The following is a 23,558-nucleotide window of genomic DNA, read 5'->3' as shown; positions in this document are numbered from 1 at the left end:
GATAAACTTCACGTTAATTATAATAGCAAATGTTGTCGACTTTTGGCAAGAGCTTTTTAAAACTTTTTTACACCTTCACAAAATTGTCAAATTTATACGAAGTCTCCATACATATAGTACAAGAGAATTTATTTTGGAGGTGAATGTATGACACAGCGCCTTCCCTTGCTGATCGTCGTGTTTAGCTTCGTCATTGCACTGTGTTTTCACACGATGGCATTAATGAATATGGCTCCCATTATCGTAACGTCACCCATTTTGTTTGTGACCATTTTGCTAAACCTTCATTTTATGAACACACGCAAGCAGTTTCGAGGATTTAAATAAAAAGGAAGAAAGCTCTCGCCTTCTTCCTTTTTTCTTATAATTGCTCTAACAAACGTTCCATTTCAGAAAGCTTCTCTTCAAATACCGCGAGTGCTTCTTCTACTGGCTTCGCTGTTGTCATATCCACTCCTGCCTTTTTCAAGACGTTGATTGGATAATCCGAGCTTCCCGCTTTTAAGAAGTCCACATAGCGTTTGACAGCTGGCTCTCCTTCTTCAAGGATTTGCTTACTTAACGCTGCCGCTGCGCTAAATCCAGTGGAATATTGATACACGTAGTAATTGTAATAGAAATGTGGAATACGTGACCACTCTAAACCAATTTCTTCGTCTACAACAAGATCCTCACCGAAATACTTTTTATTTAGTTCGTAATAAAGTTTCGTCAGTAGCTCTGGTGTCAACGGTTCACCGTTTTGAGCGCGAACGTGAATATCATGCTCAAACTCAGCAAACATCGTTTGACGGAACACGGTACCACGGAATCCTTCTAAATAATGATTCAGTAGATACAAGCGTTTCTTCTCGTCATCAATGTTTTCCAATAAGTAATCATTTAATAACGCTTCGTTACATGTCGACGCAACTTCAGCTACAAAGATCGAATAATCACCGTATGGATATGGCTGTGTTTTGCGCGTATAGTAACTGTGAACAGAGTGACCAAATTCATGTGCCAACGTGAAGAGATTATTCACATTATCCTGCCAGTTCATTAAGATATATGGGTTTGTACCATATGTTCCAGACGAGTAAGCTCCGCTTCGTTTCCCTTTGTTCTCATGAACGTCAACCCAGCGGTTGTCGAAGCCCTCTTTTAAAATGTCTAAATACTCTTCACCAAGCGGTGCAAGACCTTTTAAAATATAGTCTTTTGCTTCATCGTACGTTACTTCCATTTTTACATCTTTTACAAGCGGTGTATAAAGGTCATATACGTGCAGCTCGTCTAATCCCAATACTTTTTTACGTAGCTTCACATAACGATGAAGCAGATGAAGGTTTTTATTTACCGTCTCCACAAGGTTATCGTACACTTCTTCTGGAATGTTATTGTTGCTGAGCGCTGCTTGACGAGCGGAATCATATTTGCGCACACGAGCATTAAAATTATCTTTTTTCACCGTTCCACTTAATGTGCTCGCAAACGTATTTTGAAATTGTCCATATGTACCATATACAGCTTTGAACGCCTCTTCGCGAACACGACGATCGCTGCTTTCTAAGAAGCGAATGTAACGGCCATGCGTAATTTCAACTTCTTCTCCGTTTTCGTCTTTGATCGATGGAAATTCTAAATCAGCGTTATTTAGCATTCCAAACGTATTGCTAGAAGATGATAGCACCTCTGATGCTTGTGCCAATAACGCTTCTTCAGCAGCTGTTAATACGTGCGGACGCTGACGGTTAATTTCATCGAGCGCATGTGCATAAAGCTTTAACTCTTCTTTCTCTTCTAAAAATCCTTTTAGCTTGTCTTCCTCTACTGATAATAGCTCAGGCGTAAAGAAAGCAAGTGCACCCCCGATTTGTGTATACAGTGACTTCATTCGATCATTTAACCCTTGATAGAATGAATTTCCTGTATCTTGATCGTAGCGCATATGAGCATATGCGTACAGCTGACTCGCTCTCATTGTAAGTTCATCTTGAGCCTGCATCGCCGCATATAACGTATCGGCTGATTCGCCTAATTTCCCTTGATAAGTTGTCACATTCGGAAGAAGTGCTTTAACCGCTTCAAACTCTTTCTCCCATTCTTGATCGGATGAATAAATATCTTCTAATTTCCACGTATCTTCTACTTGGATATCACTACGTACCGGCAGCTTTTTCGTTTTTGTTTGTTCAGCCATCGACTTTACCCCCTAAAAATTCTTCATTCATTAACATGTTCTCTATGAAAGAGACAATTCCTTTTTATCAGTGATCGTTATTAGTGTATACGATTGGTTCGCATTTACTAAAAAATCCGTCTTACTCTTCACATTGTACAAATATTCAGATTACATGTCATTTCTTTTGCTTAACCATGCATATAAGCAATCCCAATCCGCCTGAAAGACATCATTCATTTTATGTGGAATCGTATATGTTCGTTTGAGAATGTAGTACGTATCACTACTCTTTTTTATCAGCTTGATGTCGCACAGAAATTGCAAATATTCCTGTAGTGGGATTTCCCAGTCTCCTTCTCTTTCAAATCGCTGTTTAATATGTCCCTCCTTCATACGTTTCTTTAGCCTATTGCGAATGGTTTCATAAGCAATTTCTTCATCCATTCTCGTATATCGAAACAGATCAAATAGAATATAAGCTTGCCAAATACATGAGGGCGTTTCAAAAAGGTAAGAGCTTGAGAGTGGAATTCCCGCTTCAGCAGGAAAATGAGATGGAGGAATTTGCAGGGTATACAGAAGCTCTAAAAAAGGCCGAGTCTGTTTGTTCGAATAAATCATATAAGTAGTGCGCCACTTTCTTTTTCGTTCTAACCAAGCCGTCCATACCACTGGTTCTTTTTCAATCCCTCCTAGCACCCATTCCTCAAACGTGAGCTGATGAGTAGAAGAATAGTGAAAGGTTCCGAAGCAAATGGTTGAAGAGAAAGCATACAAATGAGAAATTTTGATAAGCTGTTGATCATCAGGAGAAAAGTAAAAAAGCGTGGGCAATTGGGGAATCGCAGAAAGGTACTGCCAGTCCTGTGATTTGAGCTGGATCATATGCGTGGATAGGCGCTTTAGCCTCTTTGCTCCGATAATCCAAATGGGCCTGTAATCTTGTCCGAGGTAGGATTGATTGCGCTTCGTAAACATCTCTAGGGAGAGGGCTGCACACTGATACTCAATGGGATAAACAGCCGAGGGGGTTCTTAGCAACAAATCAGGGCGCTGACGGATATCAGCCATATATTCTTCAAGTTCGACACGATGAGTGCTTGAAATCCATTCGTACAATTGCCTCTTCCCGAGCATATGGTAATCCGTTTCTCCCTCATGGCTACTTTCACATGATCGTTGTTTCAGATGCGCAAAGTGTGGAATTTTTTTTGTTCCCACCTTTAGCTGCAGGGGCTCTTTACATGAAGGGCAAAAAAATTGAAGCGTGCTTCGCATTTCGCGAAGTCGTTCAGCAGAATGATGCTTTCCTAGTGATATCAGCTTTCCTTCTTTCGTGTGAGCAACGAGCACATCATTACACTCCTTTACATTCGACATTACCTCCTATATTTCGTTACTTCTCGCAAATCCCCTGCTTTTGTACACGCAAAATAAAAAAGCATGGATCTCCATGCTTTCTTCATAGTAACGGTGATAGCAGACGCGACGTGGACTCAAATAATCGGTACCAGATCGCTCTCTTTTCGAAATCATCTAGATTTAACGTTTTGCTTTCTTCAAGGTCTTGTAAAAATTCATAGACAAGCTTTTGGGTACTGTTCGTACGGTATAGGAATGCGTTCACTTCAAAATTCAAATGGAAGCTCCGCATATCCATATTAGCTGTACCGATGGAAGCAAGCTCTTTGTCCACGATGACAATTTTACTGTGCATGAACCCTTTTTTGTATTCGTATATTTTAACGCCCGCCTTCATCAACTCTGGAAAATAAGAGCGAGACGCATAAAAGACGATTTTTTTATCTGGTTTTTGCGGAACGAGTAATCGTACATCAACCCCGCTTAACGCAGCAACTTTTAGTGCAGAAAAAATGTCCTCATCTGGGATAAAATAAGGAGAGGCAATCCAAATAGATTCTCTAGCAGACGTAATCATTGAAAAGAATAATTGCTTAATGACTTCCCATTCTCTGTCAGGACCTCCCGCAACTAGCTGTACGCCTCCACAGCTATCAATATCAATGTTCATTAAATCTGGGGATAAATAAATTTGTGTTAGCAGCGTTTGTCCGGTCATGTAGTACCAGTCCTGTAAAAAAATAAGCTGTAAGGATCTCACCGCTTCTCCTCTTACCTTCAAATGCGTATCGCGCCAAAAACCAAAATGGCGGCTATGCCCTAGATACTCATCTCCGATATTTAAACCACCAACAAATCCTACCGTTCCATCAATGACCACAATTTTACGATGGTTACGGAAATTGATTTTATTGTTTAAGAAGGGAACTCGTACAGGTAAAAACGGAACCATCTCAACCCCTGCGTCCTTCAATTCGTTGATATAATGGCCCGACAACTGAAAGCTTCCAACGGCATCATATAAAAATCGAACGTAGACTCCCTCTTTTACTTTGCGTAGCAAGATATTCTTAATTTTCGTCCCAAGCTCATCGTGACGGACAATATAGTACTCCATGTGAATATGGTGCTGCGCGTGCTCGAGAGCACCCAATATTTCATCAAACGTTTCTTTCCCGTTTGTTAAGGCATGAGTTTCCGTCGAAAAAGAAACGGGGGTTTTACCAAGTCGCTGTGCAAGCTTAAACATTTGCCGCTGATGATCACCTATTTTTTCAAAGTGCTCATCAATAATTCGATAATCTCCTTCAAGCTTTAGCATCACTTGTTCATCAAGCTTCGCCTTTTTCTCAAACAAGCGTCGCTTTCGAACATTTCGACCGAACAACAAATAAAAAAAGAATCCAAACACAGGAAAGCTCCCTAACACGACAAGCCACGTTAAGGTTTGGGTAGGATGACGATTTTCTAATGAGATGACAATGCCAATGAAGATTACGCTAATCGTCACAAGGATACTAAGGATTCCTACTAATTTGCCCGTCCAGTGTCCATTGGTGAAATAAAAAAATGCTGCCACGACAAGTAGAAATACAATAAGCTGTAATCGATTCTTCAATACTTATTCACCTAACCTACATCTTCCTCCTAGTTAAACTTCTAAGCTGAAATTTTTTCAGGATGAAAATCATTCGTATTTTAATTCATTTGAAAAAAGGACCGTCATCGCGATTCTGAACCATTCAGAACTGATTGTGACGGTCCTTTTATAACCCATTTTCTCAGGCAAATGTTATTTCTTTGGAGCAAAGTAACCTTTGATTTGCGAAAGTGCATTTTCATGCATAATCTCGTTCCCATACTCTTCAAGGCGGTGAATCGTGACGTTTGATTCATGGCCATATTCGAGCATCAGGCTTACTAAATGATCAAGCTGTTTATCCTCTTCATGCTCCTCTAAAAATTCTACGTATAGGTAATACTTACCTTCATACGAGAAGAAACGGTTTGCTACTTCAGAAAGCTCCACACGGTGGCTGAGCGCAATGATGTCTTCTAGATCTTGGAAGCGAATGACAAACTGCAAGGAATCTTCTTCTTTTTCGCCTTCTTTTTGCTGACTGAACTGCTCATCAAGCAATGCTTCGATGCGCTCATCCACTGGAATATCGACTTTCTTGTTTTCACCGACTGGTACTTCAAATTTCTTGCCGTCATTTGAAATTTCAGCTCGTGTGACCACAACCTCAATTCCTTTATCAAGCGCCTGAACTTGAATCCAAAGTGGTCCCTCAACGGCGAACTGCTCTTCATGATGAATTTCGTCCATCATTTCCCAAAACAATTCTTCACTTCGTTCGCGATTGAACCAGATTTCGTTGCGATCAAAGCCTCTTTCCTCAATATCAATATACGAAGCGTAAAACTTTACGGTATTTTCGTTAATACGTTCTATTTCCACTTTACTCTCTCCCTTCTACAAATCATTGAAGGTAAATCTTTATCAATGAAGGGACTACACGGCTCCCATATTAAAAGCTATGGTACATGTACTTTACCCTTTTGTAAACCATCCTAATCATTTTTATACGACTTAACGAGCTGTTCTAGGTCGTTACATTTATTTTATGATAAAAATTGAAATAAGGGAAATAAAAAAGCTCACATTTATCCACTCACCTCCATTTTATCCTTTATCTAGAAACCAGCACGCTCATCTTCTCACGGTTTTTTTACCTTTCTACGCGAAGGAAGAATTTGTCCACGCTTTTTGAATATACATGAATAACAACTAACTCTTTAGTTGAACTATCTTATGTTCAACTGAGCCAGCATATACGAAACTTTATAGGAGGCAACCTAGTGACTGTTGAAATAATCACGTCCATATTAATGATCGTTGGAATCGATGTAGTACTCGGTGGTGATAATGCCATCGTGATTGCTTTAGCTAGCCGTAATTTACCTGAATCCGAGAGAAACAAAGCTATTTTGTTAGGTACAGGCCTAGCTGTTACCATTCGCATCTTGCTAACTATCCTCGCCGTCTCATTGCTGGCCATTCCTTATTTGCAGCTGGTCGGTGGTATTTTATTACTGCTCATTGCGTTCAAATTATTAACGGGCAATCATGATGACACGGCTTCGATTAAAGGGGCTCAAACGTTAGGAACAGCTGTAAAAACGATCGTTTTTGCCGATCTAGTCATGGGTCTAGATAATGTTATTGCGATTGCGGGTGCTTCTCACGGTAACATTTTGCTTGTCGTGACCGGATTATTGATTTCTGTTCCAATCATCATTTGGGGAAGCAAAGTAATTTTATACTTAATGGAACGCTTTAAATCTCTCGTATACATAGGTGCTGGAATTCTTTCTTATACAGCGGGAACGATGATTTTTCACGAGAAAAACCTTCAGCCACTATTCTCAGAGCTTCCGCATGCTTTTATCGTGGTGCACGGTGGCAGCGTCGCGCTCGTTCTTTTTACGGGATATGTACTCAATCGAATCAAATTGCTTCTCAACAAGAAGTAACTATGTTTTAATACCAAAATACGGACATCACAAGAAGCATAAGAAATGATTCTGTGACGTCCGTATAATTTAAAAGTGTAGATGTTCTTCTTAGCCGTTTACTAAACGTTGTGCTTCACGTAATTGGAAAGTACGCACTTTGCGTGGTAAGAATCGACGAATCTCATCTTCGTTATAGCCGACTTGAAGACGTTTTTCATCAATAATAATTGGTCGACGTAATAGCCCAGGATTTTGCTGAATTAATTCATACAGATCCTGTAACGGCATTGCATCAAGCTGCACGTCTAATTTTTGGAATGTTTTAGAGCGTGTAGAAATAATTTCGTCTGTGCCATCTTCCGTCATACGAAGGATTTCTTTGATCTCATCGATTGACAGTGGTTCAGAAAAAATATTGCGTTCAGTATATGGAATTTCGTTTTCTTCTAACCAAGCTTTTGCTTTACGACATGAAGTACAACTTGGTGATGTGTATAGTGTTACCATAGACTAACTCACTCCTCTTTTAAAATGGGTGAATAGCACAACTTTGTGTGCAGTATAAGCTAAGAATGTTATATCCAATAACTAATATAACATGTTTTTATGAACTGATAATGAATTTCACTAGTTTTTTATAATTAGTGTAAAAAAGGAATATCTACAATTTGTATTATACTACAAAGACGATAAGAATGGTATCCCTTTGTCAAGCGATAAGGTAATTCTTATTTCCCTGTATGTAAATTTTTTTCACTAACTATTTACCACATCTATAATACGATTAAACCTATTAATAAGTTTCATTTTTAAAAAATATTTTTCGAAAAACAATAGGATAAAATGAAAGAAACTACCTTTTTTGATGAAAAAAGGTAGTTTCGAAATTTACTTTAGGTCAGCTAAAATATCTCCATCCTCACGATCTTTATCAATAGTTAATACCTTATGAGACGGTGAATAAGATGAACCATACCATTCCTTATCCTTATAGGTATGGATCATTTCGTAAGTGCGCTTCATGTTTTCTAAAATCGTTTCTTCACTTTCTTCACTCGGAGACCAGTAGAGAATTTCCATTTGGTTTATTTCATTCGTTGCTAGGGAACGTCGACGATAACCAATTGTCTTTGCGTGGTGAAAGCCTTCACGCTTATAAAAGCGCAGTCTTTTTTCCGAATCACTATCCGCATAGTCAACGGGTTCTACTTCTAATATAATCGGCTTGTTTCGTTCTTTGAGCTTTCCTAATAACTTATGTCCTAGCCCCTGCCCCCTAGAGGCAGCTGAAACAAATAAGTAATCGATAAAAATAAAATCATCAAATTCCACATACATGAGTACGTGATGCTCGCCTTCATCTTTACGATAAATATCAGAGCGCTCTTTTAAAAGGGCTTCCATATGTTCTTTTGCTTTCATTTCTTCAACAGGAAAGTATTTGCTTAATTTTTCATACCAGTTCATGGGGTCCTCCTCTATAACGTACGGTTATCAAATGCTATTGTTACTGTTTCCAGTTCGTGAAATTTTTATGACCGAAAGAAAGGATACGTACGGGGAGATAACGTACTTTCTGATTTTTTACCACTCTTTCCCTACGATCAAACTTGTTATAAAATGGAATGAAAAAGAAGAAATTATTCTCTAGTGCTTCGCGTTCGATCAAAAACCTTTGAAAGAGGGATGACGATGACAGGATACGTAGTGGATTTTTTGTTGGTCGCCACATTAGTAATCGGATTTACCGCATTAATGGGCGTCACGCTAAATGGAATTGGAGAACGGTTGCTTAGTCATAAGCGTCGAAATGAATTTGTCGTACGATCCAATCGCACCCAAGAAGGATGGAACAAAGTAGGCGGGAAAAAGAAATAGAAAAAGGAAGCGTCTCGAACAAATCGAGGCGCTTCCTTTTTAAGATGATACTCCTTTTCTCACCATATCTCCCCATCCCTTTTTACGAAACAGAACTTGTAGCAGTCCTTCGCAGCGCCAGATGACGGTCAACGGTCGATACCAAAACGATTCTGTAAAGCTATACAAAAACAGCTTCCATATGTGCGTAAGCTTCGGATACTTTCGAAAAGACCATTCTTCAAGCGTAACGGCAAATGCGGAAAGAATAGAACCGTACAGCACGTTTAAAAGTAAAAGCTTAATCGCAAAATCTACATATAAATTCCCCATAATGAGAAAGACAATTAATAAAAGGTAACCCATCATCTCAATAATAGGGCCGAGAAGTTCAATAAAAACAAAATAAGGAATAGATACGAGCCCTATTTTTCCATAGTGAGGATTTCCAATCATTTTTTTATGCATCCACAGGCTTTCAAACAGCCCTCGCTGCCAGCGTGTTCGCTGCTTTCGTAAAATCGATAAAGATTCTGGAGCTTCTGTCCAGCATACGGGCTCTGGAATATAAACAATTTTCAAGTTCAGCTTTTCTTCACAAATGTAGCGATGCAGACGTACAATTAGCTCCATGTCCTCGCCTACTGTCTCAGCATATCCGCCAACAACCTTCACCCATTTCTTTGAAAACACACCAAAGGCTCCTGATACGATAAGCAATAAATTGTTTCGGCTTAATCCGATACGTCCCATCAGAAACGCACGTAAATATTCAATAACCTGAAGGATGACAAGAGGGCTCTTCGATAAGCCAATCTCCATTACCTCTCCGCCCTCAATTCGGCACCCATTTGCAATGCGGACACTGCCACCAATTGCTACGACCTCTTCATCTTCATCTAGAATTGGCTTCATTACTTTTAAAAATGCGTCTCGCTCTAACACAGAATCGGCATCAATTGCACAAACGTACGGAAAGTGAGACAAATTAATTCCTACGTTCAATGCATCAGCCTTTCCTCCGTTTTCCTTGTCCACAACATAAAGAGCGGGATTGAGTTTGGAATGATAAACCGCATGAACAGATTTTGTTTGTAGCTCTGGCTTATACTCATGATCGATTAAGATTAATTCAAAATGATCAATGAGCGTCTCTAACGTTTGATCACGGGAACCATCGTTTACCACAATCACTTCATATTCAGGATACTGAATGCTAAGCAAGGAACTGACACTGCCGATAATTCCTTTTTCTTCATTGTATGCTGGCACTAAAATAGAGATAGGCTTCGTAAAAGTAGTTTCTACTAAAACATCGTACGGGTTTTTCGGATGCAAATCGCGAAGCCTGCGCACGTAAAAAAACGAAATCATGAACATGACGGAGTAAGTCGAGATGACGATGAGCGTGTAAATCAAAATAACGTACATGATTATTTGTAGGAATGTATGAACCATCTTATTCGCTCCCTCTTCCAATCGCACTTTCTACCAATAGATCGTTATGTTCTGGAAACAAAAACGATAAAGCGCGTCCTGCCGTTTCTCCAACGAGATAATGTTCATCCATGTTTAGAACACGCAGATCGCGTACATATTTTGAATCAATCCACTGCTCAAGCATTTTTGCAATAAATAATCGCTCTTCCCAATGAGGCGATGAAACAAATTCCTGATAGCGAGGGTCAGGCAGGTAATCTAACTCATACATCGACTTTAATACGCGCACTCGCACTTCTTTGTCATCTGATGTTAAACGCTCTTCTAAAAAACCAATATACTTTAAAAGCTTCTTTTCTCCTACAACTTGTATCAAGCTAAGCTGCATTTTATACGGCAGTGAATCATAGTTGGCTACAAACATTTCTAAAAGCTGCTCATTTGAAGCAGTAAGCATTAATTGATACGTAAAAATCGACAAGTGAGGCTGTTTTAGTACAAGTTCTAATAAATGGTCATGCTGAAATTTTGCGAGGATGATTAGAATCTCATTACGCTCATCTTCCGTTATTGTTTCTCTATTAATCATTTGTAGAAGAAGACTTTCCAAAGACTTCAGCCGAAAGTCGCCAACAAAGTAGAGCGTATTCATCCTTTTGCTCCACTTTTTACTTTTGAGTGCTTGCTCGTATCGTTTCGTAAAGTGCTGATTCATATAGGATGAAATCGTGACGAGCTGCTCTTCACTATTTACATAATTCACAATATCACTCATCGTTAATTCAATCGCTTCGTACTGAAGGTTCGTTTCTGGCAAAATAGCAGTGGCATTCCCAGGATTCTCAATGTAAGCTAAAATGCTTGGCTGATAGTAGTCTCTTAATTGCTGCACCTTCTGTTCTCGAAGAATTTCCCTTAACCTCGTTACGATCACATAAAGAAACAATATGACAATGAACAGAGTTGAATATATACATAAAGCCGTTACAATATTGACAGTTAAGCCCATCGCTCCTAAACCATCCTTTTCACAAGCATAGCTACTCTAGACTCTAAGTCCTCATACTTAAATGGCTTTGTTAAATAATCATCGGCTCCGCTTTGAAGCGCTAAAATAATATCTTCTTCATTTTTCCGATTTGTTAGCATTAGGACGTACGTATTAAATAGTGAATTTTCCTTCAATCTTTTAAGTACAGATAAACCATCCAATCTTGGCAACATCCGGTCCAATATGACAAGGCACGGAACATCCTGCTGATAGCTATCACTTGCTAAAAATGAGAGTCCTTCACGAAATGCTTCGACTTGAACATCATAATCTTTTTCGGCAAATATTTTCGTAATTAGCCTAACTAAAATATTTCGCAAAATTTCATCATCATCCACAATGGCAATATTGATCTTTTTTTGAATGGTTCCTAAATGATCACCTGCGACAACAAGCTGATTGCCCCCCTGATGCTTTGCATGAGCTAATGCTTTCGTTACGCTCTCAAGCGCTGATGCTAGCTGCTTCTCCTTTTCTTCTAGCTTTATTAGCCCACTAGACATGCTAAGAATAATCTCTTCTGAAATACCTTCTACCCACAGATCAGAAAAATCATTGATGATTTGCTTTACGCGTTGCTGCGCCCCTTTAGCATACTTCTCCCGTAAGAATAGTAAAAAGGATGCTCCATCGTGTCGAATAATTACTTCATTTCCATTCATATAACCAGATAAAAAATCTGCCGTCGTAATTAATAACTGATCACCTTTTAAATGACCATAACGCTCATTCACTTCTTTAAATTGATCAATCGTGACAAGGGCCATGCAAAAGGACATGTCATGCTGATCCAAGTCATAGTGAAATTGATTGTAGGCGACTTCCGTGTAAGATTTGTTGTAAACCTTCGTTAATTCATCCATATAACGATAACGATTAATCATCGTCTTTTTTTGGACGTGCCGACTAATACGAAAAGCAAGTTCATCGACCTCGATGTTTTTTACAATAAAATCATCCGCACCTGATTGATAAGCCGATAGACGATTTTCTTTCGAATCGTCATAGCTCATTAATATGATGGGAACAAAATGCTGATTCATCACTTCTAAATACTGAGAAATCGCTGCAAACGTATGCTCCCTGTTAGACTGCATGTCTAACAGGATGCAATCCGGCTCTATGTCGTAAAATTGTTCAAAAGCCGTAGCAGGGTCTGTTAGCGCGACTACATGATACCCAATATGCTCGAGTGACTCTCTCATATAAAGCAAACAGAGTGGATCTTCATCTACTAAAAACAGCACCCCTCTTTGTCTCGTTTGAACCGTCGAGATGTTGATTGATGAAGACACATCAGTTTGTGTACCATTTCCAACATGAAGAAGCCACTCTACGCTTTTTTTGAAGTGAATGCTTTCTGGGTCTTTTTCAACCTTCCTCAACTTATCCGCTGCAACTTTACTTACTTCTTCTAATCCGATCGTTCCTGCTGTGCCAGCAATTTGATGAAAAAAGTGGACGACCTCATCAGCGTCAACATTCCACTGCTGCTCTTGGAACTCCTCCCATTTTTCTTGAAGGTTGTTTAGAAACATTTGTTGATATTTTGAATTCATGTTTACCACTGCCCTTTAGATACATGATAGATAAATCAATTTTTTAACCGCTTGCGCGTCGAAAAAAGAGGGATCAAACGTTTAATGAATACAAATCCACAAAGCTTTTTCTACCCTTGTATGTGAACACCTGTCGCCTATGCGAACCTTTTAGAACTATTTCTCAAAGAATCGGTTATCTCTTAACGTATATGGACCCATTTGCACATCTTATTTTTGTAACATTTCCCAATTGTATATCGTATATTATATGTCATTTTACCTATCTATTAATATACATATTTGGTAAAAATTTATTTTAATGTTCTATTCTGAAAATTTAGATAGAATTTTTATTATGCATGCTGTATAATTAAAAAAAGTTGTCAACAGATCTGACAACTTTTGTATGTTTAACAGCTTTTAGAAAAAAAACGACCTCCAGCGGAGATCGTTATTCTTTAACCTTATTAGGCATGCACCTGTGATTTGTATGTTAGAAATTCGGATTCTGAACAAGATACAAAATGGCCAGGTGATACTTCGCGTAACTCTGGCTCTTCACCATTGTATTGGTGACTTTCCGGATCATAAATTTTACGTACACGCGTACGTTCTGTTTCAGGATCTGGAAGAGGAATAGCCGAAAGCAGTGCTTTTGTATAAGGATGAACAGGGTTTTTGTATAGTTCATCACTCGTCGCTAACTCAACGATGCGACCGCGATACATAACGCCAATTCGATCACTAATGTATTTCACCATGGATAAATCATGCGCAATAAATAGGTACGTTAGTCCTCTTTCACGCTGCAGCTTTTTCATTAAGTTAACAACCTGCGCTTGAATGGATACGTCAAGTGCAGAGATTGGTTCATCAGCGATAATGAAATCCGGTTCGACAGCTAGAGCACGAGCAATCCCAATACGTTGACGTTGCCCACCACTAAATTCATGCGGATAACGATTTGCATGCTCTTTATTTAATCCAACTGTTTCAAGAAGTTCATGAACGCGCGCTAGACGATCTTTTTTCGTTTTAGCTAAACCATGAATATCAATACCTTCAGCAATTAAATCCGCTACGGTCATACGCGGGTTAAGAGATGCGTATGGATCTTGGAAAATCATTTGCATTTTACGGTTGAACTTTTTCATTTGCTCTCTGTTCTTTTTGCCGTGAACATTTTCGCCATTGAAGATGACTTCTCCGTCTGTTGCTTTGTATAAACCAATAACTGTGCGTCCAGTCGTTGATTTACCACAGCCTGATTCACCAACAAGACCAAGCGTTTCACCTTTGAAAATATCAAATGTGATTCCATCTACCGCTTTGATAACTGTTCCTTTACCAACGTCAAAGTGCTGCTTTAGATTTTTAATTTCAAGTAATTTTTCTGCCATCTTATTCACCGTCCTTCGCCAATACTGGTTTTGCATATGAATTTGATAATTGGCGCATGCGAAGTTTGACCGCTTCTGGTGGCTCTACCTTTGGTGCATCCGGGTGTAGAAGCCATGTTTTAGCATAATGAGTGTCTGACACCTTAAACATTGGTGGCTCCTGCTCATAATCAATTTTCATTGCATAAGGATTACGCGGTGCAAACGCATCACCTTTAGGTGGGTTTGTTAAATCAGGTGGTGATCCTGGAATTGCTGTTAGCTCTGCTTGTGTACTACTATCTAGACTTGGCATAGAAGCTAGAAGTCCCCAAGTATATGGATGCTTTGGATTGTAGAAAATTTCATCGACTGTTCCAGTTTCAACAATTTGCCCTGCATACATAACGGCTACACGATCTGCCACATTAGCTACAACCCCTAAATCATGGGTGATAAAAATAATCGCTGTATCCATCTTTTGCTGTAAGTCTTTCATTAATTCAAGAATTTGTGCTTGAATCGTTACGTCTAACGCTGTTGTTGGCTCATCGGCAATCAAAAGCTTTGGACTAGACGCTAATGCCATTGCGATCATTACACGCTGTCTCATCCCACCGCTAAATTCATGTGGATACTGGTTTACACGTTTTTCAGGAAATGGAATGCCTACAAGGCGGAATAGTTCCACAACGCGTTCCTTAGCAGCAGCTTTTGAAACCTTTTGGTGCTTGGTTAGCACTTCAGTGATTTGATTTCCAACTCTCATCGTTGGGTTCAATGACGTCATCGGATCTTGGAAGATCATCCCGATATCTTTACCACGAATTGCTTCCATCTCTTTATCTGTCTTTTTAGCAATATCGTAGCCATTGAATAAAATTTCACCGTTCTTAATGACACCAGGTGGTGATGGAATTAGGCGCATAAGCGTTTGAGAGGTTACACTTTTTCCTGACCCAGATTCACCTACGATTGCAAGCGTTTCACCTTTATCCAAGTGAAAGTTTACACCGCGTACAGCTTTTACTTCTCCTCCATACGTATGGAATGAGACTTCTAAATCTTTTACTTCTAATAAGTGTTTCATTTTTTTCTCACTCCTTATTTACGTAATCTTGGATCTAATGCATCACGTAGTCCGTCTCCAATTACATTAAATGCAAAGATCGTTAAACAGATAAATGTTGCTGGGAAGAATAAGCGCCATGGATAGTAGCGAAGTGCTGCAAGACCATCACTTGCCATTGTTCCCCAACTTGCTTTCGGAGCTGGTACACCAAGACCTAAGAAACTTAAAAATGCTTCTGTAAAGATAGCGGATGGAATTGATAACGTAACCGTAATTAAAATCGCACCCATTGAGTTTGGAATTAAATGTTTAAATAGAATACGTGATGTGCTTGCACCTAGTGTTTGAGAAGCCATAACATACTCTTGGTTTTTTAGTCCTAATACTTGTCCGCGGACAATACGAGCCATGTTAATCCATCCCGTAATCGTCATTGCGAGGATCATTGTTCCTAGCCCTTGGTCTAACACAACCATAAGTAGGATAACTAGTAAAAGATATGGAACACCCCATAAAATATCAGCGAAACGCATCATGAATTCATCTACTCGTCCACCGCGGTAACCAGCAATACTTCCCCAAATTACCCCAATGAATAAATCGATTAATGCTGCTGCTAAACCGATGAATAATGAGATACGCGCTCCGTTCCAAGTACGAGCAAACATGTCGCGTCCTAAATCATCTGTTCCAAACCAGTGATCACCAGATGGTGCTAAGTTTGCGTGCATTAAATCATTTGTTCGATAATCATACTTCGTCATCATCGGACCGAAAATTGCCATGAACACGATGATAGCTAATAACACTAATCCAAACATCGCCAATTTATTTTTTCTAAATCGAACGAACACGTCTTTCCAAAAAGATAGACTTGGCTTTGAAAGCTTTTCTGCTTCCTTTAAGTCAACGCTTGCTCGTTCAAACATATTTTTAGGAATTTGCTGTTGCATGTGTTACGCTCCTTTCTTTCCACCGCTAAGCTTAATTCGCGGATCAATCAAACCGTATACGATATCTACAATTAAAATGGACACAAGTAGGATAATACTGAAGAACACTGTTACACCCATAATTGTTGTGTAGTCACGGTTTGAGATACTTGTCACAAAGTGTGCCCCTAGACCAGGAATACCGAAAATTTTCTCGATGATAAAACTTCCTGTTAGAACACTCGCTGCTAAAGGTCCTAAGTAAGAAACAACTGGTAGTAACGCATTTCGAATCGCATGCTTCACCGTAATAACGTTTCGACTTAATCCTTTTGCCTTTGCCGTTTTAATGTAATCGTTGCTTAATACTTCAAGCATACTTGATCTTGTTAAACGCGCGATAAATGCCATCGGTGATGCTGCTAGAGCTAATGCTGGAAGGAACGTATAGATCCATGAATCCCAACCTGCTACAGGGAACAACCCGAATTTTGTTGCCAACACGTATTGCAATACGGCTGCCATGATAAAACTTGGTACAGATATTCCGAGCACGGCGAGTATCATCGCCCCATAATCTTGCCACCTGTTGTGGTTTAAAGCCGCAATAACACCAAGGATAATTCCTACCGCTACTGCTAGAATTAACGCTTCTAGTCCTAGCATAAATGAAACAGGGAATCCTTGATCGATTAGATCGTTTACTGTTTGACCTTTATATTTAAAGGATGGGCCAAAATCCCACTGTGCGATTGATCCCAAATAATCACCATACTGCTTGTACCACGGTTGATTTAATCCATAAAACTCTTCTAAATTCTTTTTAATTTCTGGAGAGACTGCTTTCTCAGATGTGAACGGACCACCTGGTGCAGATTTCATTAAAAAGAATGTCGCTGTTACAATTAGTAAGAGTGATAGAAGCATATACACAATACGTTTACTAATGTATTTCAACAACGCCAACACCTCCATAATTTAACATATAATCCCTATCAGAAAGAAAAGTATATGGAGGATTTCCCCCATATACCTTTCATGGTTTAAATGCTATACATTTTTATTTTGTGAAGTATGCCCACTTAAATTGTGCATCTCCTAGACCAGAAACTACTACACCTTTTAAGTTTGGCTTTTGAACCCAAACGTTTGTATAGAAGTAAATTGGCATTACAGGCATTTCATCAATGAAGATTTTTTCTGCTTTTTTCAATAGTTCAACACGTTTTGCAGCATCTTGCTCTTTTTGAGACTCTGCTAACAATGATTTGAACTCTGGGTTTTCCCAGTTTGTATCGTTGTTTCCGCCTTTTTTATCACGGAACAATTCTAAGAAGTTAATTGGATCGTTGAAGTCACCTAACCAACCCATACGTCCGATTTGGTAATCTCCACGGTGTAACTTCTCAATGTATACAGCCCACTCAGCGTTATCAAGTTTAATATCAACGCCTAAGTTCTTTTTCCACATATCTTGGATCGCTTGAGCAATCTTCGCATGGCTTTCACTTGTGTTGAAAGAAAGCTTGATTGGTGGTAATTCAGAAGCATCTTTTAAGCCTAGCTCTTTAAGACCTTTTTCAAGGTATTTCTTCGCTTCTTTTACATCGTTGTCTTTGAAGAAACCTTTTTTATTTTCTTCAAAAATGGATGGTGGTACAGCTGCCATTGCTGGGATTTGTCCACCCTTTGTAATATTCTCTACGATCGCTTTACGGTCGATTGAATAAGCTAATGCTTTACGAATGTTGACGTTGTTTAAAGGTTTTTGCTCAGTGTTAAATTTGTACCAGTAAGTACCAGCAATTGTTTTAACTTTAAGTTTCTTTTCGTCTTTAAGCTGTGGAATTGCTTCAGGTGGAATTTCTCCAGTAGGAGCTCCTGCCCAGTCTAATTGATCCGTATCAAACATTGATAATTCAGTGTTTGTATCGTTGATCATAGCCATGTCAATTTTGTTTAACTTAACAGAATCTTTATCCCAGTAAGTATCATTTTTCTCTAACTCGATTGAATCGTTGTGTTTCCATGTAGTCATAACGAAAGGTCCGTTAGATACATAGTCTTTACCAGCGTTTGTGTACCATTTTGGATTCGCTTGTGCGATTTTTGCATTTACAGGTAAGTATGTGTAGAATGCTGTTAATTCTAAGAAGTAAGGTGTAGGACCTTCAAGCGTTACTTCTAACGTTTTGTCGTCTACAGCTTTAACTCCTAAATCGTCAGCTTTCATTTTACCTTCATTAATTGCTTGCGCGTTCTTTACATAGTAAAGTTGGTACGCATATTGTGATTCATTTTTTGGCTCAAGCGCCCATTTCCAAGCGTAGATGAAATCGTTCGCTGTTACAGGATCACCGTTTGACCATTTTGCATCGTCACGAATAGTGAATGTATAAACTGTGCTGTCATCACTAATTTTCACGTCAGAAGCCATCGCATTTTCCGGCTTGCCTTCTTTGCCGATACGAGTTAACCCTTCAAATGTTTGACGTAACACGTTACCAGACGTAGCATCATTCGCTAAACCAGGGTTTAGAGAGAATGGCTCAGTTTTAATATTTACACGAAGTTCTTGCTTGTCAGCGAGTTTAGTCTCACCTTTTTTGTTGTCTCCGCCTGTTTCTTTACTACCGCCAGATTCTTTTTGGAATCCACAAGCAGTTAAGAAAAGACTGAAAACTAAAAGCAAGCTGAAAAGAACGGATAATCTTTTCTTCACGATATTACCCCCCATTTTTGTTTTAAACAGTACAAACCCTTTTTTACAATTAATTACACCTTAAATTCTTCAACACTCTGTATCATCTAAATAATCAGTATTTTCTTATTAAAGAAATACAAACTAATTAGTAGAATGAAAAGCTCCTAGTAGGAAATGGTTATGTACCCTCTTTTATAAAGTATGTACACAATGATCTCGTAAAGGTGTTTTTCTTTTCAAAACATTTCGTGACTTTATGTTGTCACTTTTTTATGTTTTCTGAAAAATTAAGGTATTGTAATAGTTTTGTAAAAAGATGCTTGTTACAGTTTATTATAAATATTTTAAAAATTTATTGCAATACTATTTCTTAATGTAATTTTTTGCTAAATATGTATCTTTAGACCTATCCGACAAAAAGCTACATCAAATTTTCTTTATGAGTGAAGCACACCCAATAAATAGAAATTGCAATAAGAATATGAAAAATATAGCATATTATGTTGAAAAAGCAAATATTTTTTTCAAATCTCAATTTGCATTTTTAATTTCTGATCCGTTATAATAAACAGTAACTGCACAATTTCATACCTTTATAGACGATGAAAAAGAATAGTACATATTACGCTGTTTTTCAGAAAATTTGCGGTTGATGCGAGCAAATATTCACGGATATGGAATGGACTTTGGAGTCTTCAAGCCAAATACTTGAACGTTTTTTCGACGTTAACCGAAAAACATACTTTTAATTTTGTATGATCAGAGTGATTTCAGCAATGAAATAATTAGGGTGGTACCACGGTCCATTCGTCCCTATTTGACAACAGGGATGTTTGGGCCGTTTATTTTTTTACAAAAATAAAATAAGTATTATGTGAAAGGATAAAACAATGAAAACAATTTTTTCAGGCATTCAACCTAGCGGTACAATTACATTAGGAAATTACATAGGCGCACTTAAACAGTTCGTAGAATTACAGGAAGATTATAATTGCTATTTCTGTATTGTGGATCAACATGCGATCACCGTTCCTCAGGACCGATTAGCGCTTCGTAAAAATATTCGAAGCCTTGCTGCACTTTATTTAGCGGTTGGAATTGATCCGACTAAGTCAACGCTGTTTATTCAATCTGAAGTTCCTGCCCATACGGAAGCAGGATGGATGTTACAATGTGTTGCATATATTGGAGAACTAGAACGAATGACGCAATTTAAAGACAAATCTTCAGGTAAAGAGGCAGTTTCTGCAGGGTTATTAACGTATCCTCCGCTTATGGCAGCTGATATCCTTCTTTACAAAACAGATCTCGTACCTGTTGGAGAAGATCAAAAGCAACATTTGGAGTTAACACGTGATTTAGCAGATCGCTTTAATAAAAAGTTCAACGACATCTTTACAGTTCCGGAAGTGCGCATTCCAAAAGTTGGTGCACGCGTGATGTCCCTTGCAGATCCGACGAAAAAAATGAGTAAATCAGATCCAAACCAAAAATCATTTATTACAATGCTTGATGATGCGAAAACGATTGAAAAGAAAATTAAGAGTGCCGTTACAGATTCAGAAGGAATCGTTCGTTATGACAAAGAAAATAAAGCTGGCATCTCTAATCTTATGGGCATCTACTCTATTCTAAGCGGAAAAACCTTAGAAGAAATTGAAGCCATGTATGACGGGAAAGGCTACGGTGATTTCAAATCAGATTTAGCTCAGGTAGTCATTGATGCGCTTACTCCTATTCAGGAACGTTATTATGAGCTTATTGACTCAACAGAACTAGATGATATTCTTGATCAAGGTGCTGAAAAAGCCAACAAAGTAGCAGGAAATATGCTTCGCAAAATGCGAAATGCCATGGGAATTGGCCGCAAGCGATAAGAAAAAAAGACACCGATGGCGGTGTCTTTTTTCAATTCACTTTTGGTTCCTGTTCCATCTCCCACAGCTTTTCAAAAAACGGCTGTCCTTTGATGAGATTCTCACAAAGCGTAATATGTTTCGGTGACCATCCGCTCGTTGTCTCATCATAGAGTTTTTGCCAAACGTCTTCAAAATCCATTCGCTGCACTTCCGAGTAATTTTTCGGATTCCATTCTGTATACCAATAGCGCACTTGAGATGCATTATTAGACGAATGAAGCTGATCTAGCGCCATGAACAACAGCTGTTTAAGCTGACGTTCTTTTCTTGTTAGACCCGTCATTGTTACGGGAGCTGGTGATAAAATATGGTGCTCTTTTTGATCTTGTGGACCTTCACTAAATTCATATGTAGTCGCTTCTTGATTTTCAATCATTTCGTACACGAGCTGCTCTTGTCTTGGAATAATGCGGCTTTTACGAATTGGAATATGATATCCCATCGTGTCTACAGCTAAAATTCCATTTCCATCTGTCACAACAAAGCAATATTCTAGTTGAATACGCTCATGATTTTTACGGATGTAGGCCTTCTGATAAACATCGTGCAACAGCTGCTGTGGAAGTTCTGATAAATCATTTTCGATGTAGTGAAATAGCGTAGACGGAACTTTTAGTAATGGAACCTGATCTAGTAATTCGACTGAGTCATCCTTGCGCCATTCATGAAAATGGCAGATATTATAACCATTCTCTTCACCTTCGAACCAGTTAACCCATACATCATGTAGATAAAGCATCGTCATCCCTCACTTACTAACGTTTTAATTAACAATCAGTATAGGCATAGGATGCGCTTTTTATTCCAAATAATTCTATTTACTTCTCTACTTGTTTTATAAAATGCGCTTTATTTTGTCACGCTCCACTTCTCGACGTGATTAAAAGGAGTAAGGCTATTAATCTCTACATGCTGTAATCGATTACTAATCACAAACAAATCGGTTTTTTCCCATAAAGGTAAAATAGGCAGCTCTTCATTAAACAATTTTTGCCACTTTCGGTAGACATTTTTTCGATAGGCGTCATCAAATGCTTTCTCACCTATCCCTTCTTCTAACAACTGATCCGATTTTTCATTTTTATAGCGACCATAATTCCAAGCAGCATTTGAGCCCCACAGAGGGAGTGGATCTAGATCGGCTCCGATGTACCATGAACCAATAAAGGCTTCAAGAGTAGGATCATCCTTTTCCTTCATGTCATTGTATAAATTAAATTCAATTAATGAGCCTGTTGAAAGCTGAGTCCGAATTCCAATGTCCTTCCATGCTTGAATGATTGCTTTTGCTCGACTTTCAAACAAAGCAGAACCTGCATAATGTCCAAAGGAAATATGAAATTCCTGACCGTTCGGGTCCTCGACAAATCCGTCACCGTTACGGTCAATGTAACCAGCTTCACCCAATAATTTTTTCGCTTTTTTTGGATTATACTCGTAGGAAATAAGCTCTTTTGGTTCTAAAGCAAGCCATGATGTGGAAGGAAGTACGCTATTAGTTACCCTAGCTTGTCCATCCAAAAAGTCATCAATCATTTTTGAACGGTTTAAGGCATACATGAGTGCTTCGCGAAGCTTTTTATTTTTGAACTTTTCTAGGTCATCCACATTTTTATCTCGCTGATTGTCTCTATGTCCAAACCGCAGTCCAATATACGAATAAATGCTTCCCCGTATTTTACTAACATGAACATTTTGTAATCGCTCTAATTGATTCATAGAAGCTGAATCAATACTTGCTAAATCAACCGCTCCCTTTTTAAAATCCCCCTCCAAAGAAGGCGTATCCAATACTTTTAATGTGACTTTATCGAGCAGTGCTCTGCCTTTCCAATAGTCAGGGAAAAATTCAAGGTCTACCTCTCCTTCTTGTGACATATTCGCCACTTTAAAGGGACCTAGTCCAATTGGATGACGGCGCACAGGATCTGAATTAAATAACCGATTAATCGGAATAGATTGATACACCTTTTTCGGCATCGGAACTGGCCATAATTTCTCCAAGTTCGCCGTATGTACATCATTAAATGTAATTTTCATTGTGTATGGATCAATAATACGAAGACCTTCTATGTGATTGCTTTTTCCATTATGGTATTCTTTTGCACCCTTAATGAGACTTACATGCTCAAAGTAAGGACCTGTGTATGCGGCGTTTGCAAGAACTTCAAGCGCAAATTTCCAATCCTCCATCGTAAGTTCCGTTCCATTATGCCATTTCACTCCTTTATGGAGGTGAAACGTGTATGTTTTTTTATCGTTGCTAATATCCCATGTAGCTAAGTTAGGAACATATTTTAAATCATTGGTAATTTGATACATGGATTCAGTTGTAAAGGCTTGAACATCATCATCTTCCATACTCGTCGAAAAGGCTGGCTCAAATATTCCTTCTGGCTCTCGCGAAAGTGCCACCGTTATACTCCCACCTGTTTGAGCTGCTTTTTTTGGAAGCTTTAATTGCGTATTCTCTAGTTTTCTATCAGACTTCTCTTCCTTCTCACTACATGCTGCTAAAAAGCTAATGCATAAAAGCATGAGGGTAAGAAGAGTAAGCAAAGTCTTTTTCATCAAAATTCCCCCGTATTTTATCTGTTATTTTCCTTTTTCTGTTTTTA

General features: G+C 38.7%; 20 protein-coding genes and 1 other annotated feature. Of the genes, 4 read left to right on the top strand and 16 right to left on the bottom strand.

Annotation, left to right across the window (positions count from 1 at the left end; genetic code table 11):
- Positions 1-147: 147 nt before the first annotated feature.
- On the top strand, positions 148-327 hold the full coding sequence (locus IE339_RS03900; RefSeq protein ID WP_242173714.1) for a hypothetical protein: 180 nt from the start codon (positions 148-150) through the stop codon (positions 325-327).
- Positions 328-361: 34 nt separating this feature from the next.
- On the opposite strand, the gene pepF is transcribed toward IE339_RS03900, so the two are convergent.
- The 4 genes from pepF to mecA form a co-directional block, all read right to left on the bottom strand.
- On the bottom strand, positions 362-2,182 hold the full coding sequence (pepF, locus tag IE339_RS03895; RefSeq protein ID WP_242173712.1) for an oligoendopeptidase F: 1,821 nt from the start codon (positions 2,180-2,182) through the stop codon (positions 362-364).
- A gap of 150 nt (positions 2,183-2,332) precedes the next feature.
- Positions 2,333-3,544, bottom strand: coding sequence for a competence protein CoiA (locus IE339_RS03890; protein WP_242173710.1), 1,212 nt, complete (start codon positions 3,542-3,544; stop codon positions 2,333-2,335).
- An 82-nt stretch (positions 3,545-3,626) separates the two neighbouring features.
- A complete protein-coding gene (gene cls, locus IE339_RS03885; RefSeq protein ID WP_242173708.1) occupies positions 3,627-5,144 on the bottom strand; it encodes a cardiolipin synthase in 1,518 nt (505 codons plus the stop codon).
- 174 nt (positions 5,145-5,318) lie between these two features.
- Entirely contained in the window at positions 5,319-5,987 is a 669-nt protein-coding gene (gene mecA / locus IE339_RS03880) for an adaptor protein MecA (RefSeq protein WP_053399455.1), read from the bottom strand.
- A gap of 431 nt (positions 5,988-6,418) precedes the next feature.
- Between mecA and IE339_RS03875 the strand changes: the two genes are divergently transcribed.
- The gene (locus IE339_RS03875; RefSeq protein ID WP_285846670.1) at positions 6,419-7,063 is read left to right on the top strand and encodes a TerC family protein; all 645 of its coding nucleotides are present in this window, start codon (positions 6,419-6,421) and stop codon (positions 7,061-7,063) included.
- Between the two features lie 90 nt (positions 7,064-7,153).
- Here IE339_RS03875 and spxA read toward each other — a convergent pair whose 3' ends face one another.
- Entirely contained in the window at positions 7,154-7,552 is a 399-nt protein-coding gene (gene spxA, locus IE339_RS03870) for a transcriptional regulator SpxA (RefSeq protein WP_053399453.1), read from the bottom strand.
- Positions 7,553-7,933: 381 nt separating this feature from the next.
- Complete coding sequence (locus IE339_RS03865) at positions 7,934-8,512, bottom strand: GNAT family N-acetyltransferase (RefSeq protein WP_242173704.1); 579 nt, start codon at positions 8,510-8,512, stop codon at positions 7,934-7,936.
- A gap of 225 nt (positions 8,513-8,737) precedes the next feature.
- On the opposite strand from IE339_RS03865, the gene IE339_RS03860 reads away from it, so the two are divergent.
- Positions 8,738-8,923, top strand: coding sequence for a hypothetical protein (locus IE339_RS03860; RefSeq protein WP_242173703.1), 186 nt, complete (start codon positions 8,738-8,740; stop codon positions 8,921-8,923).
- A 39-nt stretch (positions 8,924-8,962) separates the two neighbouring features.
- Here the strand turns inward: IE339_RS03860 and IE339_RS03855 are convergent, their stop codons facing one another.
- From IE339_RS03855 to IE339_RS03820, 8 genes are all read right to left on the bottom strand, one after another.
- Positions 8,963-10,360, bottom strand: a complete 1,398-nt coding sequence (locus tag IE339_RS03855; RefSeq protein ID WP_242173699.1) for a glycosyltransferase family 2 protein — start codon at positions 10,358-10,360, stop codon at positions 8,963-8,965.
- Position 10,361: 1 nt separating this feature from the next.
- The gene (locus IE339_RS03850; protein ID WP_242173698.1) at positions 10,362-11,351 is read right to left on the bottom strand and encodes a hypothetical protein; all 990 of its coding nucleotides are present in this window, start codon (positions 11,349-11,351) and stop codon (positions 10,362-10,364) included.
- Positions 11,352-11,356: 5 nt separating this feature from the next.
- Positions 11,357-12,952 carry a response regulator gene (locus IE339_RS03845; RefSeq protein ID WP_242173696.1) on the bottom strand — a complete coding sequence of 532 codons (1,596 nt, stop codon included), beginning with the start codon at positions 12,950-12,952 and terminating at the stop codon, positions 11,357-11,359.
- A 449-nt stretch (positions 12,953-13,401) separates the two neighbouring features.
- Positions 13,402-14,343, bottom strand: coding sequence for an ABC transporter ATP-binding protein (locus tag IE339_RS03840; RefSeq protein WP_277933939.1), 942 nt, complete (start codon positions 14,341-14,343; stop codon positions 13,402-13,404).
- Positions 14,336-15,403: an ABC transporter ATP-binding protein gene (locus tag IE339_RS03835; RefSeq protein WP_242173691.1), complete on the bottom strand. Its 1,068-nt coding sequence runs from the start codon at positions 15,401-15,403 to the stop codon at positions 14,336-14,338. Before IE339_RS03835 ends, IE339_RS03840 begins: the two co-directional genes overlap by 8 nt.
- 14 nt (positions 15,404-15,417) lie before the next feature.
- A complete protein-coding gene (locus IE339_RS03830) occupies positions 15,418-16,338 on the bottom strand; it encodes an ABC transporter permease (protein WP_242173689.1) in 921 nt (306 codons plus the stop codon).
- A 3-nt stretch (positions 16,339-16,341) separates the two neighbouring features.
- Positions 16,342-17,277: an ABC transporter permease gene (locus IE339_RS03825; RefSeq protein ID WP_242173687.1), complete on the bottom strand. Its 936-nt coding sequence runs from the start codon at positions 17,275-17,277 to the stop codon at positions 16,342-16,344.
- A gap of 100 nt (positions 17,278-17,377) precedes the next feature.
- The gene (locus tag IE339_RS03820; RefSeq protein ID WP_242173684.1) at positions 17,378-19,039 is read right to left on the bottom strand and encodes a peptide ABC transporter substrate-binding protein; all 1,662 of its coding nucleotides are present in this window, start codon (positions 19,037-19,039) and stop codon (positions 17,378-17,380) included.
- A 575-nt stretch (positions 19,040-19,614) separates the two neighbouring features.
- Positions 19,615-19,839: a binding site (T-box leader), on the top strand.
- Positions 19,840-19,911: 72 nt separating this feature from the next.
- Here IE339_RS03820 and trpS point away from each other — a divergent pair.
- Positions 19,912-20,898, top strand: coding sequence for a tryptophan--tRNA ligase (trpS, locus tag IE339_RS03815; protein ID WP_242173682.1), 987 nt, complete (start codon positions 19,912-19,914; stop codon positions 20,896-20,898).
- Positions 20,899-20,929: 31 nt separating this feature from the next.
- Here trpS and IE339_RS03810 read toward each other — a convergent pair whose 3' ends face one another.
- Together IE339_RS03810 and opp4A are read right to left on the bottom strand one after the other, a co-directional pair.
- Entirely contained in the window at positions 20,930-21,679 is a 750-nt protein-coding gene (locus tag IE339_RS03810; RefSeq protein ID WP_242173678.1) for a YjbA family protein, read from the bottom strand.
- A 110-nt stretch (positions 21,680-21,789) separates the two neighbouring features.
- Entirely contained in the window at positions 21,790-23,511 is a 1,722-nt protein-coding gene (gene opp4A / locus IE339_RS03805; protein ID WP_242173675.1) for an oligopeptide ABC transporter substrate-binding protein, read from the bottom strand.
- Positions 23,512-23,558 lie beyond the last annotated feature (47 nt).

This window comes from Priestia koreensis, assembly GCF_022646885.1.
GTDB lineage: Bacteria > Bacillota > Bacilli > Bacillales > Bacillaceae_H > Bacillus_AG > Bacillus_AG koreensis_A.
Note: the sequence above shows the minus strand (reverse complement) of the source record. Positions and strands in the feature narration are given on the sequence as shown.